The organism is Candidatus Binatia bacterium, assembly GCA_036563615.1.
Lineage (GTDB): Bacteria > Desulfobacterota > Binatia > UBA12015 > UBA12015 > DATCMB01.
In genome coordinates, this window is record DATCMB010000006.1 from 125,213 (window position 1) to 140,333 (window position 15,121).

The 15,121-nt window shown below is 70.8% G+C and carries 15 protein-coding genes; 8 read left to right on the forward strand and 7 right to left on the reverse strand.

Annotated elements, in window-relative coordinates; translation table 11 throughout:
* Positions 1–61 precede the first annotated feature (61 nt).
* A complete protein-coding gene (locus VIS07_03490; protein ID HEY8514559.1) occupies positions 62–1,579 on the reverse strand; it encodes a hypothetical protein in 1,518 nt (505 codons plus the stop codon).
* A gap of 273 nt (positions 1,580–1,852) precedes the next feature.
* Here VIS07_03490 and VIS07_03495 point away from each other — a divergent pair, with 273 nt between their 5' ends.
* Positions 1,853–3,142: a PilT/PilU family type 4a pilus ATPase gene (locus VIS07_03495; protein HEY8514560.1), complete on the forward strand. Its 1,290-nt coding sequence runs from the start codon at positions 1,853–1,855 to the stop codon at positions 3,140–3,142.
* A gap of 179 nt (positions 3,143–3,321) precedes the next feature.
* Positions 3,322–3,645 (forward strand): hypothetical protein, encoded by a 324-nt coding sequence (locus tag VIS07_03500; GenBank protein HEY8514561.1) that lies wholly within the window; start codon positions 3,322–3,324, stop codon positions 3,643–3,645.
* Between the two features lie 136 nt (positions 3,646–3,781).
* Here VIS07_03500 and VIS07_03505 read toward each other — a convergent pair whose 3' ends face one another.
* Positions 3,782–4,717, reverse strand: coding sequence for an aldose 1-epimerase (locus VIS07_03505; GenBank protein HEY8514562.1), 936 nt, complete (start codon positions 4,715–4,717; stop codon positions 3,782–3,784).
* A 199-nt stretch (positions 4,718–4,916) separates the two neighbouring features.
* Here VIS07_03505 and VIS07_03510 point away from each other — a divergent pair, with 199 nt between their 5' ends.
* Positions 4,917–5,237, forward strand: a complete 321-nt coding sequence (locus VIS07_03510; protein ID HEY8514563.1) for a hypothetical protein — start codon at positions 4,917–4,919, stop codon at positions 5,235–5,237.
* Positions 5,238–5,353: 116 nt separating this feature from the next.
* Here VIS07_03510 and VIS07_03515 read toward each other — a convergent pair whose 3' ends face one another.
* Complete coding sequence (locus VIS07_03515; protein ID HEY8514564.1) at positions 5,354–6,340, reverse strand: PHB depolymerase family esterase; 987 nt, start codon at positions 6,338–6,340, stop codon at positions 5,354–5,356.
* A 32-nt stretch (positions 6,341–6,372) separates the two neighbouring features.
* Positions 6,373–7,359 (reverse strand): phosphotriesterase-related protein, encoded by a 987-nt coding sequence (locus VIS07_03520; protein ID HEY8514565.1) that lies wholly within the window; start codon positions 7,357–7,359, stop codon positions 6,373–6,375.
* Between the two features lie 81 nt (positions 7,360–7,440).
* Between VIS07_03520 and VIS07_03525 the strand changes: the two genes are divergently transcribed.
* Both VIS07_03525 and VIS07_03530 read left to right on the forward strand, forming a co-directional pair.
* Positions 7,441–8,652: a CoA transferase gene (locus tag VIS07_03525; GenBank protein ID HEY8514566.1), complete on the forward strand. Its 1,212-nt coding sequence runs from the start codon at positions 7,441–7,443 to the stop codon at positions 8,650–8,652.
* 53 nt (positions 8,653–8,705) lie between these two features.
* The gene (locus VIS07_03530; GenBank protein HEY8514567.1) at positions 8,706–9,104 is read left to right on the forward strand and encodes a hypothetical protein; all 399 of its coding nucleotides are present in this window, start codon (positions 8,706–8,708) and stop codon (positions 9,102–9,104) included.
* 34 nt (positions 9,105–9,138) lie between these two features.
* Here the strand turns inward: VIS07_03530 and VIS07_03535 are convergent, their stop codons facing one another.
* Positions 9,139–9,324: a hypothetical protein gene (locus VIS07_03535; protein HEY8514568.1), complete on the reverse strand. Its 186-nt coding sequence runs from the start codon at positions 9,322–9,324 to the stop codon at positions 9,139–9,141.
* A gap of 411 nt (positions 9,325–9,735) precedes the next feature.
* Here VIS07_03535 and VIS07_03540 point away from each other — a divergent pair, with 411 nt between their 5' ends.
* From VIS07_03540 to VIS07_03550, 3 genes are all read left to right on the forward strand, one after another.
* Complete coding sequence (locus VIS07_03540; GenBank protein ID HEY8514569.1) at positions 9,736–10,038, forward strand: DUF1330 domain-containing protein; 303 nt, start codon at positions 9,736–9,738, stop codon at positions 10,036–10,038.
* Between the two features lie 88 nt (positions 10,039–10,126).
* Positions 10,127–10,555 carry a hypothetical protein gene (locus VIS07_03545; GenBank protein ID HEY8514570.1) on the forward strand — a complete coding sequence of 143 codons (429 nt, stop codon included), beginning with the start codon at positions 10,127–10,129 and terminating at the stop codon, positions 10,553–10,555.
* Between the two features lie 176 nt (positions 10,556–10,731).
* Positions 10,732–11,127: a DUF202 domain-containing protein gene (locus VIS07_03550; protein ID HEY8514571.1), complete on the forward strand. Its 396-nt coding sequence runs from the start codon at positions 10,732–10,734 to the stop codon at positions 11,125–11,127.
* 142 nt (positions 11,128–11,269) lie between these two features.
* Here VIS07_03550 and VIS07_03555 read toward each other — a convergent pair whose 3' ends face one another.
* Positions 11,270–13,195 (reverse strand): MFS transporter, encoded by a 1,926-nt coding sequence (locus VIS07_03555; protein ID HEY8514572.1) that lies wholly within the window; start codon positions 13,193–13,195, stop codon positions 11,270–11,272.
* A gap of 83 nt (positions 13,196–13,278) precedes the next feature.
* Positions 13,279–15,105 (reverse strand): pectin acetylesterase-family hydrolase, encoded by a 1,827-nt coding sequence (locus tag VIS07_03560; GenBank protein HEY8514573.1) that lies wholly within the window; start codon positions 15,103–15,105, stop codon positions 13,279–13,281.
* Positions 15,106–15,121: the final 16 nt, after the last annotated feature.

Sequence of the window (15,121 nt, forward strand, 5' to 3'; positions counted from 1 at the left end):
CTCGCCGCCGTGCGTTCGCGCCGGCGCGCGGCGTCCGCCGATCGCGCCGTCGAACGCGTCGTCAATCAAAGATGACGCGGCGCAGGCTGTTGCCGCGCCGGACGACCCATTGCACGCTGCCGTCGGGACCGAACCGCGGCGGCGACATCACGACCTGCGCGCGCGTCAGGACCCGACCGTTGCGCACCAGGTCGACCCGCTTGCCGTCCGGATCCTGGCTCGCGCCCCACACCACGATCGAGCCGTCGGGCGAGATCTTCGGCGGGAAGACGTGCTGCCACGGCCCGTCGACGCGCTTGCCGTCGACGACGTAGTACCAGGGGTCGGTGAGCGAGTCGGCGGCGGCGTACGCGAAGTGGCTGCCGTCGGGCAGGCGCTCGAGCGCCCAGACGAAGCGGTGCGGGCCGATCTGGCGATCCGGCAGCACGACCCAGAGCTCGCGCGTCTCGGACGGGTCCGCGTCGGGCGGCGCGTCGACCGCGCGCGTGCAGACGTACATCGCGGACTTGCCGTCGGGCGCGACCTGGATCGGGTGCTCCGACGACGGCGCGTCGCACACCTGCGCGTCGATCGGCGCGCCGTTGCACACGACCCGCCAGCGGTCGGCCTCGCCTTCGAGACGCTCCCACCAGCACGCGACCGGCGCCTCCTCGGCGACCACCAGCGAGCCCGCGAGGATCGCCGGGGCCGAGCGCAGCTCCGACTGCGTGACCTCGAAGCCAGCCTTCGGCGGTAGACGCAGGCCCGCGTACTCGGCGAGCGTGCGCTCGCCGTGGAACACCGTCCAGCCGTTCTCGCCGAGCGCGACGCCGACGAGCGAGCCGTCGGGCAGGTAGCGCACGGTGGCCTCGGGCTCGAGGCCGGGGCCGCTCTTGGTCTGCTTGATCGCCGGCAGGAACGACGTCTGCGGCATGCCGAAGGCGCGCACCTGCTTGCCGTCGACGATCAGCACCTGCTGCCCGTCGTCGTCGAGCGCGACGAACGCGACGTGCTTGCCGTCCGGGCTCACGGCCGGATTCGAGGTGTCGCGATACTCGCCGAGGTTGCCGAGCGAGGACTCCACGACCAGCCGCCGGCTGGTGGCGGCGGCGTCGTTCTGCTGCGTGGCGGCGTCGTCGCTCTGCGGCTTCGCGTCGTCGTCCTGCGGCTTCGCGCTCTCGTCGCCCGCCGACGCGTCCTGCGCCGGCTTCGGCTCGACGCGCACGGGCGCGATCGACGCCCAGCCGCCGCCGGTGCGCGAGAATGCGATCGCGCCCTGGTCCGAAACGACGGCCGGCTGCGGCTCGCCGTTGATCACCAGGTGCGCGCGCGGCGGATCCTCGACCGTCTCCGTCGCCCAGTAGGCGACGGTCTCACCGTCCGGGGAGAACAGCGGGTTCGTGCAGCGCGCGAAGCGCGGGCCCTTGCGGCCGTCGACGACCACCCAGCAGGCGTCGCCGACCTGCTTCACCCAGGCGAAGCGGCGGTGGTCGCGGGACACGACCAGGCTGTTGCGCCGATAGCCGGAGCCGATCGAGCCGATCCGCTCGCTGTGGACGCGCGGCTCGTCGGGCGGACGGGTGCACGCGACGGCGGTCACGCTGGCGAGGGCGAGGAGCGGAAGCGCACCGCGGCGCAAACGAGAGCGGCGGCGCGAGGAGATCGGTCGGGAGCGCATCGGGCGGAGAAGGGGTAGCAAGACGACGCCTCGGGACGCGAGCCCCGGCGCTCGACCTGCGCACGTACGCTCTCACGCCGCCGCCGACTCTAGAGATCACCACGTTCCGCCGATGGTCCGCGGAACCCAAGCTGCCGGCGCCTCGCCGGACATTCCATCCTCCATTGCAGAACGATCGGTGAACTCTCGATGACGGTGAGCGAAGCCTTCCTTGCGTCCGAAACCTCGAACGGAACGAACCACCTCGCGGCGCCGACGATCGCCGGCGCGATCACGACCCCGAAGCTGATCCAGGCGATGCTCGACGCCGGCAAGGGCGTCAGCGACCTGCTCTTCGCGCCCGGACGGCCGCCGCAGGTCGAGAAGCACGGCCACCTCGAGCCGGTGGCGATTCCCGAGCTGCCGATCCTGCAGCCCGAGCACACCGCGCGCATCGCGAACGACTTGATCAGCGGCAACGACACTGCGGCGCGCGCGCTCGAGGAGCAGGGCTCGTGCGATCTCTCGTACTCGCTGCCGGACGGCTCGCGCTTCCGCGTCAACGTGTTCAAGCAACGCGGAACGCATGCGATCGTGATGCGCGTCATCGCGAGCAAGATCCCGACGCTCGAGGAGCTCGGTCTGCCGCAGTCGCTCGCCGAGATCGCGACCTACAAGACCGGCATCGTGCTGGTCACGGGTCCGACGGGGTCGGGCAAGTCGTCGACGCTCGCCGCGATCATCGACCTCATCAACTCGACGCGCGCCGAGCACATCCTGACGATCGAGGATCCGATCGAGTTCGTGCACCCGCACAAGAAGGGGACCGTCAACCAGCGCGAGCTGCACAGCGACACGCCGACGTTCGCGGCCGCCCTGCGCGCGGCGCTCCGTCAAGCGCCGAAGGTCATCCTGGTCGGCGAGATGCGCGACCGCGAGACGATCGAGATCGCGCTGACCGCCGCCGAGACGGGGCATCTCGTGCTCTCGACGCTGCACACGATCGACGCGTCGAAGACCGTGGAGCGCATCATCGGCACGTTCGAGTCGGGGGATCAGCAGGCCGTGCGCCAGCGGCTCGCAGCCTCCTTCAAGTGCTTCGTCTCGCAGCGCCTGATCCCGAAGAAGGGCGGCGGTCGCATCGCGATCGTCGAGATCCTGAAGTCGACGATGCGCACGCGCGAGTACCTGGCGCGCGGCGAGGATGGTGCGCACGGCAAGTCCTTGCTCGACGCGATGCGCGACGGCGCCATCGACGGCATGCAGCACTTCGACGGCGAGCTCGAGAAGCTGGTGCGGCAGGGCGTCATCACGCTCGAGACCGCGCTGCTCTACGCGACCAACCCCGGCAACCTGAGGCTGGCGCTCGCCGACTACCGCGAGGTCGACGAGCCATCGGCGTCGGCCGCGAAGGACGAGCCGCAGGCGGCGGAGCGAGAGCCGCAGGTGGCGGAGCAGGCGCCGCCGGCCGCGCCGATGATCCTCACCGGCGCGCAGCAGTACTAGGAGCGTCTGCCGCGCGAGCGACGCCAGCGGATCGGAGCAGCCTGCCGAGCAGCCGCCGATGAACACGCGAGCCGTGCCCACACGGAGTCACGAGTTCTCCCCCTACGCGAGCTCGTCCCTCGCGGGCGCGATCGGGTCGTTGGTGGCGCGGCTCTGGAGCGGCGCTTGAGGACGCGGCCGTGGATCGGAGGAAGCGCTTGACGACGCCGCTCACGACGAACCTGACCGCGCTCCTGCAGATCGTGATCGGCTTCGTTCTGCTCGCGCTCGCCTACGACGGACATCGAAAGGGCTGGATCCGAGCCGGGTCGAAGGGCTTCCGCCCGTACCGACCGTCGCGCGACGACAGCCCGTTCATGTTCCACTTCTACATGCTGGTCTACCTCGCCGGCGGGCTCGCGATGATCGTATGGGGCGTGCTCGTGCTGATCGGCCTCGCCGCACCGCTGCCGATCTCCCGCGGGACGCGGGTCACGTGTCCCGTGCGGAGTAGCGCGCCGTAGAGTCGGTCCCCGGTCGCTGCGACGAGGACGACGCGCTCCGGTGACCCTCGTGGGCTCCGGGGCCGTCGTGCGTCGCGCGCGTTCCGACGGGGCGCCTTGGCCTCCACCGGACCGGAGGGCAGGAGCGTCGGCGCGCTCAGCTCTCGATCGTCAAGCGAAAGACGGCGCGCAGCTGGTCGCCCGGCCCGAGGACGCGCACGCCCGAGTCCGGGTCGCCGAGCGCCGCGAGGTTGAAGCCGTTGTTCGAGTGGCTGACCGGCTCGAGCGCGAAGAACGGCTTGCCCGGCGGCGCGAAGAGGATCAGGTGGTCGAGCGGCGGCTCGCACCGGACGCTCGCGCGGACGCCGCTGCGGGGCCAGCTGATGGTCGCTCGACCGTCCCAGCCGGCGAAGCAGACGTCGAGGTCGCGGTCGCCGAGCGGACGCTTGCGCGAGAAGTCGAGCTCGGGCGGCACCGGCACGGCGGGTCGCGTCGGCACGAGCTCCTCGTAGACGCGCGCGACGCGCGCCTCGATCTCGACCTGCTCCGTGTCGTCGAGCAGCGTGCGCCGGTAGTACGGGTGGAAGCCGAGCCCCGCCGGCATCGGCTCGCGCGCGTGCGAGGAGAGCGTCGCGCTGACGACGAGCGTGCTGTCCTCGAGCGCGTAGACGAGCCGGCACGCGAACGGGAAGGGGAAGTTCACCGGCTCGGCCGCCGTCCCGCCGGCGCGCGCATCGGGGAAGTCGCGTGAATCGAAGATGAACGACGCCTCCGCAGGCGAGACGGCTTCCGTGCGCCACGGACGCTTGCGCACGTCGCCGTGGATCGCGTAGCCCTCCGGCGTGTTCGGCCGCAATTGATGATTGACGCCGCGGAAGACGAAGCGCGCGTCCGCGATGCGGTTCGACCACGGCGCGAGGAGGAAGCAGGCCATCAGCGAGGTGTTGCGCTCCTCGACCGCCTGCGGCGGCGTCTCGCGCAGCACCGGCACCCAGAGATCGCCGACGCGCGCCTCGAGCCCGACCACGCTCGCGCCCGAGTCGGGCGCGACCTCGAGCCGCAGGTGCTCATTCTCGATCCGGATCGTCGCCACGTCGTCCTCCTCGCGCTGCCCGTGTGAAGTTCGCACATTCGCGCTGCAGCAGGAACCGCGGGCGCATGCCTGCGTCGGCGCTGCGCGCCGCGACGGCGCCGCGTGAATCTTTCGCGACGGAATTCCTCGGCTCGTTCGTACAACGAGTGTCCCGAGAATCGTCGGGAGTTGCACGACGGAGACGAAAAAGGAGTCGATGATGAAGAAGCTTCGTAACCTCACCGTTGCTGGTGTGTTGCTCGCGCTGCCGGCGGCGGCGCTCGCCTTCCCGGGCGGCCGCGGTCATGGTGATCCCGCCGAGCGCGAGAAGGTCCGCAACGAGGTGTTCGCCGAGGCGGATGCGAACGGCGACGGCGCGCTCGACCAGAGCGAGTTCGCGACCTTCCACGAGCTGCTGAAGCAGCGCATCGAGCAGAAGCGCTTCGCCAAGCTCGACGCCGACGGCAGCGGCGGCGTGACGCTCTCCGAGCTCGACGCGCACGAGGGCCGTCATCACGGACCGCGCGGTCCCAGGCACTGATCACCGCTCGCGATCCCCTCGAGATCTTCGCTGATCGCCAGCGAGCGGTCGCCCGGAGCCCCGTGATCGCGGGGCTCCGGGCCGTCAAGCTGATTCTACGCTGGTTCTTTGTCGCGCTAGTTCTGCGCGGCGCCGGGCGTCGTGGCTTCCGCCGCCGGCAGCGGGTGCGCGGCGAGGAAGCGCCAGATCCGCTCGGTCGCCGGCGCCGGCCAGCGGTGCGCGAAGTCGCCCTCGCAGTACTCGACGGTGACGTTCGCGCGGCAGCGCTCGGCGCGCTGGCACGTGGTGCCGTTCGCGGAGCTGGTTCCGTCCTCGGCCGGCGAGGTTGCGGGGTCGTCCGGAGCGGCCGATCCAGAGCAGCCGTCGATCGTCTGCCAGGCCGCGAACGCGCGACGCGCCTCGGCGACGTCGATGATCTCGTCGCGCCGTCCGTGGTGGATCAGCACCGGCACCGGACGCGACGGCGCGCAGCGCCACGACAGCCAGCCGCCGCTCACGGGCGCCACCGCGGCGAAGCGGTCGGCGTGCGTGCAGGCGAGGACGTGGCTGAAGAAGCCGCCGTTCGAGAAGCCGGTCGCGAAGACGCGCGCGCGGTCGATGCAGTAGTCCTGCTCGAGGCGGTCGAGCATCGCGAGCGTGAAGGCGACGTCGCGGTTCGGCGCGAGCGTGCGGATCTCCCAGCCGCGCCCCGAGAACGTCCGCCCGTCGCGCGTGAAGGACACCTGGTCGCCGTCCGGGTAGACGGTGATGAAGCGCTCCTTTTCGGCGAGGTCCTTGAAGCCCGAGACGTTCCACACGCCAGCGCCGCTGTGGCCGATGCCGTGGAAGTCGAACAGCAGCGGGACCGGCTCGCCGGCGCGGATCGAGTCGGGGACGTCGAGGACGTAGCTGCGCTCGAGGCCGTCGACCTCGATGGTCTGCTCGATGCGCCGACCGTGCGTGATCTCGCGACGCGCGCAGCCGGCGCTCGGCCGCGGCGCGACGCGCGCCGCCGCCGTCTCTTCCGCGGCGCCGAGCGCGTCGTCCGCGCCTGGCGACGGGAGCGTCGAGACCAGGACGACGAGCGCGGTCAGCAGCAGGGCGAGCCGGGCAGCTCGCTGCACGCGGTGCCGCTGACCACGCAGAGCACGGACCCTCACGCCGGCGGCGTGCCGCGGAACCAGCGCGTCGGGTTCTCGTCGAGCATCGTCCAGATCGCGCTCTCCTCGACTCCGGCGTCGAGCAGCATCGGGATGATGCGCTCGAAGAGGTGGGTCGGCGTCCAGTTCGGCAGCATGGTCGGGATCAGCGCCGGATCGAGCACCTGCCCGGGACCGATGATCGGCCGGCCGAGCCACGACGCGCAGATCGTGTCGTGCGACAGGCAGACCTGCTTGCCGAAGCCGTCGCGCACCAGGCTCGCGATATTCTTGACGCGCACCTCGTCGGGCAAGATGATCGTGATTCCGAGGCGGTCGAAGCCGATGTAGGAGCCGGCGCGCACGATCGCGCGGTGGTAGTCCGGATCGTCGATGCCGTCCGAGTGCCCGACCAGCAGACGATGCGGCGGCACGCCCTCACCGGTCACGATCTCGATCTGGTCGAGGCCGCACGAGCCTTCCTGCGTGTGCGAGATCAGCGGCACGTTGCAGCGCTTCGCGGCGCGCGCCGCCGCGACGAGCAGCTTGCGCTCGTACTCCGAGACGTGGTGGTTGCCGGTCGCGATCTTGATGAGCCCCGCCTTGATGCCGGTGTCGCCGATGCCCTCGGTGATCTCCTTCTCGTAGATCGCCGCGATGTCGTCGAGCGGCAGGTTGGCGAAGGTGTAGGTCAGACCTTGCTCCTCGAAGTACGCGCCGGTCGTGCAGATGATGCGCATGCCCGACGCCTGCGCGACCTCCGCCATGAACTCCGGGTCGCGCCCGAGGTCCATGGGGCACGGATCGATGAACGTCTTGACGCCGAACTCCTGCAGGCGGTGCATGGCCTCGATCGCGCGCTTCTTCGCCTCGTTGCGCTCGAAGCGCGGCGCGAGCGCGTCCATCTGCCAGCCCGGATAGCCGACCAGCAGGTGCTCGTGGACGAGCGTGCGGCCGAGCTCGTCGGGTCGGCAGTTGCCGGTGACGGTGTTGATCGTGTCCATGGCTCGGCAGTAGAGCCCCGGGTCGGGCCGCTTGTCTAGCCCCGCGGGAAAGTGGGAGGACGACGGGCGGAGGGTTGCGCCATGCCGTTACCTCTCGAAGGGATCCGCGTCCTCGACTGGACGATCTGGCAGCAGGGGCCGATCTCCGCGATGATGCTCTCCGACCTCGGCGCGGACGTCATCAAGATCGAGGAGCGCACGAGCGGCGACCCGGGGCGCGGCGTCCTGCGCGCGTCGGGGCTCGACCTCTCGAGCAGCCCGAACTTCTACTTCGAGGCCAACAACCGCGGAAAGCGCAGCATCGCGGTCGATCTCAAGCAGCCCGAGGGCCGCGAGATCGTGCACGAGCTCGCGAAGCGCGCCGACGTCTTCGTGCAGAACTTCCGCCCCGGCGCCGCCGAGCGCGCTGGCCTCGACTACGCGACGCTGCGCGAGCTCAACCCGCGCCTGATCTACGCGAACGGCAGCGGCTTCGGCCGCAAGGGGCCGGACGCCGAGCGTCCGTGCATGGACTACCTCGGGCTCGCGCGCTCCGGGATCATGAACGCGGTCGGCGAGCCGGGCTCGCCGCCGCTCGCGATCCAGGGCGCGATCGCCGATCAGATGGCGGGCACGATGCTCGCGTTCGGCATCGTCACTGCGCTGCTCGCACGCGAGCGCTTCGGCATCGGCCAGGAGGTCGACGTGTCGCTGCTCGGCGCGATGACCTGGCTGCAGGGGCTGTCGATGTCGTCGCGTCTCATGCTGGGCGGCGAGATGCCGCGCTTCTCGCGTCGCTACGCGTTCAACCCGCTGTGGAACCACTACCGCTGCAAGGACGACAAGTGGATCGCCTTCGCGATGGCCCAGGCGGATCGCTGGTGGAAGGACTTCGTGCGCGTGCTCGGCCGTCCCGAGCTCGCCGACGACGAGCGCTTCGCGACCATGATCGGCCGCGGCATGCACGCCGGCGAGCTGATCGGCATCTTCGACGAGGTGTTCGCGACGCGCACGCGCGACGAGTGGATGCGCGCCTTCCGTGAAGGCGGCGACTTCATCTTCACGCAGGTGAACAGCGTGAGCGACCTGCCCGACGATCCGCAGGTGCGCGCCAACGGCATGATCGCCGCCGTGCAGCATCCGGCGCACGGCATGGTCGAGATGCTGAACCTGCCGATCGGGCTGTCGGAGACGCCGCCGCGCATCCAGGGGCCGGCGCCGGAGTTCGGCCAGCACACCGAGCAGGTGCTGGTCGAGGAGCTCGGCTGGTCGTGGGAGCGCGTCGCCGCGCTGAAGGAGCGGCAGGTCGTCTGATCGTGCGCGCTCGTGCTCGCGCCGCGCGGCGGCGCTCCGTGTCACGTCTGAGTTTGCATCTCGCGCACGTCGCGCTCGTGCTCGTCGCGCTGCTCGCGGCGGGCTGCGGCCCGACGATCGCGCGCGTCGCCAACCCCGCGGCGCCGAAGTGCCAGGAGAGCCTGCGCGACGCCTTCGCGCTGATCCTGGTCGGTCAGGACGAGAAGGTCGAGGTCGCGGAGGAGCTCGCCGACACCGCGACGGAGTACCTCACCGAGAACGAGCTCGGCCCACGCCCGTTCATCGTGTCGTCGCCGTCGGGGACGGACTACGCGTTCTTCTTCGACGACGAGCGCAACCCGTCGCGCTGCCTGCTGCGTCTCGTGTCGTGGCGCAAGGGCCTCGTGCAGTACACCAACCACGTCACCTACATCGCGACCCGTCCGCTGCCCGGCTGCAAGTGCGAGCGCTGACGTCGCGCGCGCGACGGCGGCTGATTCCGTAGCGTCAAGCAGCGACGCGATCGACCGCGACGACCAGGAGCGTGGCGCTCGCGGTCGCGACGATCGCATCGTTCGCGTCGCTCAGCGTCGCCTCGAGAAAGACCAGATCGCCGTCGCGGTGCACGATGCGTCCCCGACCGACCAGCCGGCCCGGCGCCGCCTGGCGCCGGAAGCTCGTCTTGAGCTCGATCGTCTGAACTGCTCGGGCTCGAGCGTCGCGAGCAACGCCGGGCCGACGGTGTCGTAGAGCATCGCCGCGAGGAACCCGCCGAGCACGTCACCGAACGGTGTGGTGAACGCGTGCGGCGCCGCGAACGCGAGCTCGATCGTGCCGCGCTCGGGATCGACGTCGAGCACCTCGAGCCCGAGCGTCGCGGCCGCCGGCGGCAGCGGCGCACGTCCCGCGACGGCGTCCCAGAATGGACCGATGCGTTGCTTCATCGTGCGACCTCCTGGTTGCGGCTGCCGACGCGCGGGAGCATGCGCACGTCGGCAGCAAATCCGCTGCCGCGCCGCCGCCCCTTCGTCGCAGGACGCTCGTTCCCACAGCGCGCGCGATGTGGCGTCATGAGCTCGCTGCACGCGGCAGGAGGGAAGCGAGATGCCGGTCTACATCGTCAATAACATGACCATTCACGACCGCGCGGCCTACGACACCTACGTGCGCGGCTTCATGGACGTGTTCCGCAAGTTCAACGGCGAGGTGCTCGCGGTCGCCGATGCGCCGCAGCCGGTCGAGGGCGAGTGGCCGTGGGATCGCACGGCGCTGCTGCGCTTCCCGAGCCGCGAGGACGCCGAGCGCTGGGCGCAGTCGCCGGAGTATCAGGAGATCGCGCAGCACCGTCACCGCGGCACGAAGAGCAACGTCGTCATCCTGGACGGCTTTCCGGCGCCGGCGCGGTGAGCGACGCGGCGCGTTCGCGGGGCGTGCGTGCGCGCCGGCGAGGGCGCGCGGCGTTCGAGGACGGCGTCCGCGCGCGGGAGACGGCACGATGAAGGAGCTGCCGACCTGGCTGCGTGTCGCGCTGCTCGCGACCGCGGTGATGAACGTCGCGGCGGCGCCGGCCTTCCTGCCCGCGGGAGAATCGCTGCGCGTGCGCCTCGGCTTTCCGCCGGGCGGCGAGCCGTTCTACCTCGTGCTCTCCGGGCTGTTCGTGCTGCTGTTCGGCCTCGGCTACCTGTGGAGCGGCGTCACCGGTCGCGCCGACCGGACGTTCCTGCTCGTCGCGGGCGTCGGCAAGTGCGCCTTCTTCCTGCTGCTCGCGGGCTTCTGGCTCGCGGGCGCCTTGCCGTCGCGCGCGCCGCTCCTCGGCGTCGCCGACCTCGTCTTCGGCGTCCTCTTCCTCGGCTGGCTTGCGAGTGGGCGCACGCGTCCCGACGCCGCGGAGCGGGTCGCGCGCGCGGTGGCGGGTCGCCGTTGACGCCGCGAGCGGGTGCCGCCGACGCTGCGCTGCCGCCGAGCTTGCGTCGCCGCGCGACGCCTCGCGGTCGCACGCGGCGCGGGCGCTGCCGAGTGTCGCCCGTCTCACGCTCGTCGTCCTCGCGATGCCGCCGCGGCTTGAACCGGACGACGCGCCGGAGGAAAGTGCCGCCGCCGATGAGCCCGTCTGGCAGCACGACCGACGCCAACGACCCGCGCGTCTACTTCGCGGCCGAGCGCACGCTGCTCGCATGGATCCGTACCGGGTTGACGGTCATCGGGCTCGGCTTCGTGATCGCGCGCTTCGGCGTGTTCCTGCGCATCGCCGCGCGCGAGGGCGTCGTCAACGACCCGCCCGCCACCTCGACGGCGCTCGGCGTGGCGTTCGTCGTCCTGGGCTCGCTCGCGATCGCGGTGGGCGTCGTGCAGTTCGCGCGCTTCGCGCGCGCGTTGCCGGACGACGCGGTGCCGCGTCCCTACGCGACGAGCTGGCCGGTGTGGTTCGCGTGGCTCTTGACGGCGACCGGCGCGGTCCTCGCTGGCTACCTGCTGGTGCGCAGCCAGGTCCTCTGACGTGGCGCGGTACCTCGTCCGTGCTGCACGACCGGAGGGACCCCGCCGGCCGCGGCTCGAGCTCGACCTGCGCCGGGCGTGAGGTCGCACCGGCGCCGGTCGCCGAAGCTGGCGCCGGGATCAAGCGGAAGCCGACGTCAACCTAAAGTGCGGCGGAGCGTCCGCCGGCCGCTTCCGTCGCCTGCGCCGGCGGCGGCGTGAAGCCGCCGAGCGCCGCGACGCGCACGGCGAGATTGCTCGCGCGTACGTCCTGCGGCGCGACCGGCTCTCCGATCACGAGCGTGATGCGCGACCAGAAGCGGCGGAACGGCCGCCGCATCGCCTTGCCGCCCTTGCGGCTGAAGAAGCTGCCCCACATCCCGACCAGCGCCATCGGGATCACCGGCACCGGCGTGCGCGCGACGATCTTCTCGATCCCCGGCTTGAAGGGATTCATCTCGCCGTCCGACGTGATCTTGCCCTCGGGGAAGATGCACACGAGCTCGCCGGCCTCGAGCTCGCGCGCGACCGCGTCGAACGCCGCCCGCATCGTCGACACGCTCTCGTGCGCCGGCGCGATCGGGATCGCCTTCGCGTCGCGGAAGAACCAGCCGAGCAGCGGGTTGCGGAAGAAGCCGTGGTACATGACGAAGCGGATCGGCCGCTTGCACGCGCTCGCGACGATGAGCCAGTCGACGAAGCTCACGTGGTTGCAGACCAGCACCGCGGGACCCCGTTCGGGGATGTGCTCGCGGCCGACCACCCGGAGCCGGTACATGACGCTCGCGACGATCCAGGCGACGAAGCGGAAGAAGAACTCCGGCAGCGTGCGGTAGACGTAGAACGACGCCGCCGCGTTGAGCACGGCGAGCACGAGAAAGATCTGCGGGTGCGACAGCTCGAGCCCGTACAGCGCACCGAGCAGCCCCGCCCCGGCCACCATGAAGCCGGCGCTCACGATGTTGAGACCCGCGATGACGCGCGAGCGCTCCGCGGCGTCGGTGCGCTCCTGGACGAAGGTCATCAGCGGCACGATGAAGAAGCCGCTGAACAGCGCCATCAGCAGCAGGTCGAGCGTGATCCGGACGCCGCCCGGGCGCGCGAGGAACTCGGAGACCGAGAGCAGCTTCTCCGGCGCCGTCGCCGGCGCGCCGACCAGGAACAGGTCGAGCGCGAACAGCGTCATGCCGAGCGAGCCGAGCGGCACCAGCCCGAGCTCGAGCTTGCCGCTCGAGAGCCGCTCGCAGAGCAGCGAGCCGACGCCGATGCCGACGCAGAACGAGGCGAGGAAGAGTGTCGTGACGGGCTCGGCGCCGTGCAGCGCGTTGCGGGTGTAGGTCGGCAGCATCGACAGGACGACCGAGCCGTAGAGCCAGAACCACGACGCGCCGAGCACGGCGAGGAACACCGAGCGAATGCGGCGCGTGTGGCGGATCATCTCGAGCGTCGGCCGAAGCGGGCGCTTCGAGATGCGCAGCGTCGGATTCTGTGCCGCCAGGGCCGGCACGAGCCAGCTCGTGCACACCCCCACGAGCGACGTCGCGAGCATCACCCCGCCGAGCACGTGCAGGCCGACATCGCCCTGCGAGACCGCGACCGTGCCGCCGATCGTGCCGAGCAGGATCGCGAGGAAGGTCCCCATCTCGACGAGCGCGTTGCCGCCGACCAGCTCGTCCTCGCGCAGCAGCTGCGGCAGGATGCTGTACTTGACGGGGCCGAAGAAGCTCGAGTGCGTGCCCATCAGGAACAGCGCCGCGAGCAGCAGCCAGAGGTCCTGCGTCCAGAACCCGGCCAGCGCGACGCACATGATCCCGATCTCGGCCACCTTGACGGCGCGCACGATGCGGTGCTTCGGGAAGCGATCGGCGAGCTCGCCGGCGACCGCCGAGAACAGGAAGAAGGGCAGGATGAAGATCCCGCTGCACAGGGCGACGAGCGTCTCGGGCGGAATCCCGAGCACCGTCATCGCGCGGTAGGTGATCAGGACCGCGAGCGCGTTCTTGAGCAGGTTGTCGTTGAACGCGCCGAGCAGCTGCGTCCAGAAGAGGCCGGCGAAGCGGCGTATGCGCAGCAGCTCGAGCTGGCTCATCGGGGAGGTCGCTCCTGCCGTCGATAGCGGGAATGCGGCGCTAGGTCACGGAGCGCGCGCTCCGCGCCTAGCGCCGCGACCTCTCACGGAGCCTCGCAGTCGATCACGACGTCGGCGCCCACCTGCTTGAACGGCGCCTGCAGCGGGCTCGGACGCGGATCGCCCGACAGGAGGAGACCGCAGTTCGTGCACTCGACGTTGGTCCACAGCGGATCCGGGTTCGCCGGCGTGCTGTTGCGCATGGCGTTCACCCAGTCGACGATGCGCGGCACGCCGCCGGTCGTGTCGGTGTAGACGCGGTTCGTGCCCCACATCGTGTGCCGCGAGCCGGTGCCGATGTAGTAGCGATAGTTGTTCGGGAGCGCGGCCGCCGTGGCGAGCGCCTGCACGCGCATCTGCGCGTTGAAGGGGCAGCTCGCGGTCCACCAGGTCACGCCCGCGATCGGGCTGTCGGCGAGCATCACGGCGTAGAAGCCGGTCTGGCCGCCGGTGCCGCCGTCGAACGCGGTCGTGTAGTGCGCCCACTTCGTCTCGGGGAAGCGCCGCGCGACGATCTCGGTGTAGCCGGGGATGCCGGATCCGTCGAACAGCACGTCGCGCAGACCCGGGATGTTGCGCGGGATGTTCGCCTCGAAGTTCCAGTTCGGGAAGTAGTCGCGCATGAACTGCTGCGTGACGACGCCGTTGCCGGCGTCGGCGAGCACGTTGAACTCGGCGTTCGGCCACACCTCGTGCAGCAACGGCGCATGGAACCACGCGCCGTAGGCGCCGGCGCTCGAGCCGGTGACGAACACCTCCTCGGGATCGAGGAAGTGCTCGCGCGCCCACTTCTCGACGATGCGCGCGTTCTGGTAGCCGCGGTGCTCGACGTGCAGCGGGTAGTCCTGCGCGGCGTCGCCGAAGTGGATGTCGCAGCTGCAGTACGAGACGAACACGATGTGCCAGTCGCGGAACGGGTTCTGCGGGTTGCTGCGGTCGGCGAAGCCGCTGCTCTGGTTGTTCGGGTTGTCGCTGCCGTTTGGATTGACGCTGGTGTCGCACACCGGCACCGAGCACGTGAGCTGCTCCCAGCACGCGCCGCCGCCCTGGTAGTACATCAGGACCTTGTTCACGGAGCCGCGCTTGACGAAGAAGTGGTACGGCGAGCCGTTCATGCAGACCGCTTTGTAGCCGCGTCCGAGGTAGGGCGTCGTGCCGGTCGGCGAGATGGTGGTGAACCGCGCATCGTCGACCTTCGGAGAGATCACCGTGTCGCGACGGATTCCCTGCGCGATGCTCGTCACCAGCTCCGCGAGCTCCGTGCTGGTCGTCGTGCTCGGGCAGCTCGGGCCGGCGAGGAACCGCGACACCGCGCGCCCGAACGCCGTGCTCGCACGTTCCTGCGCCGCAGCGCGCTTCTTGCCGCCCGCGTCGCGCGCCGGACGCGCGATGTACTGGCTCTCGGCGCGAAGCAGCTTGCGGCAGAGCTCGCCGCTCTGCTCGAGAAGCTTGCGCGCGCAGCTCGCCTGCTTGCGGTCGTCGAGGTTCAAGCCCTCCTCGACGGCGGCGACCACTTGATCGACGCCGGCGTCGATCGCCGCCACGGCCGCGGCGACGTCGAGCGTCGTGTCCGCGCAGTCGCTCGCCTGCGACGCCGCGTCGGCGTCCGCTTTCGCCCAGAACGCGCTCAGCTTGTCCGCGGCGGCCGCGATGTCGGCCGCTCGTCGGACGGCGTCGCCGCTCGCCGCGTAGCGGCTCCACGCCTTCAGCACCGCGCGGCAGTACTTGCCTGCCTCGCGTTGCTTGACGCTGACGCAGCGGTTCGCCGGATAGGCTTCGCGCGCATGCGCCGGCTGCGAGAGCGCGCCGGTCGCGCCGGCGACGAGGACGAGCGACAAGCCGAGGACGGTCGTGCGCAGGGTCGACGTCATGGGTCCCTCCTTGGAC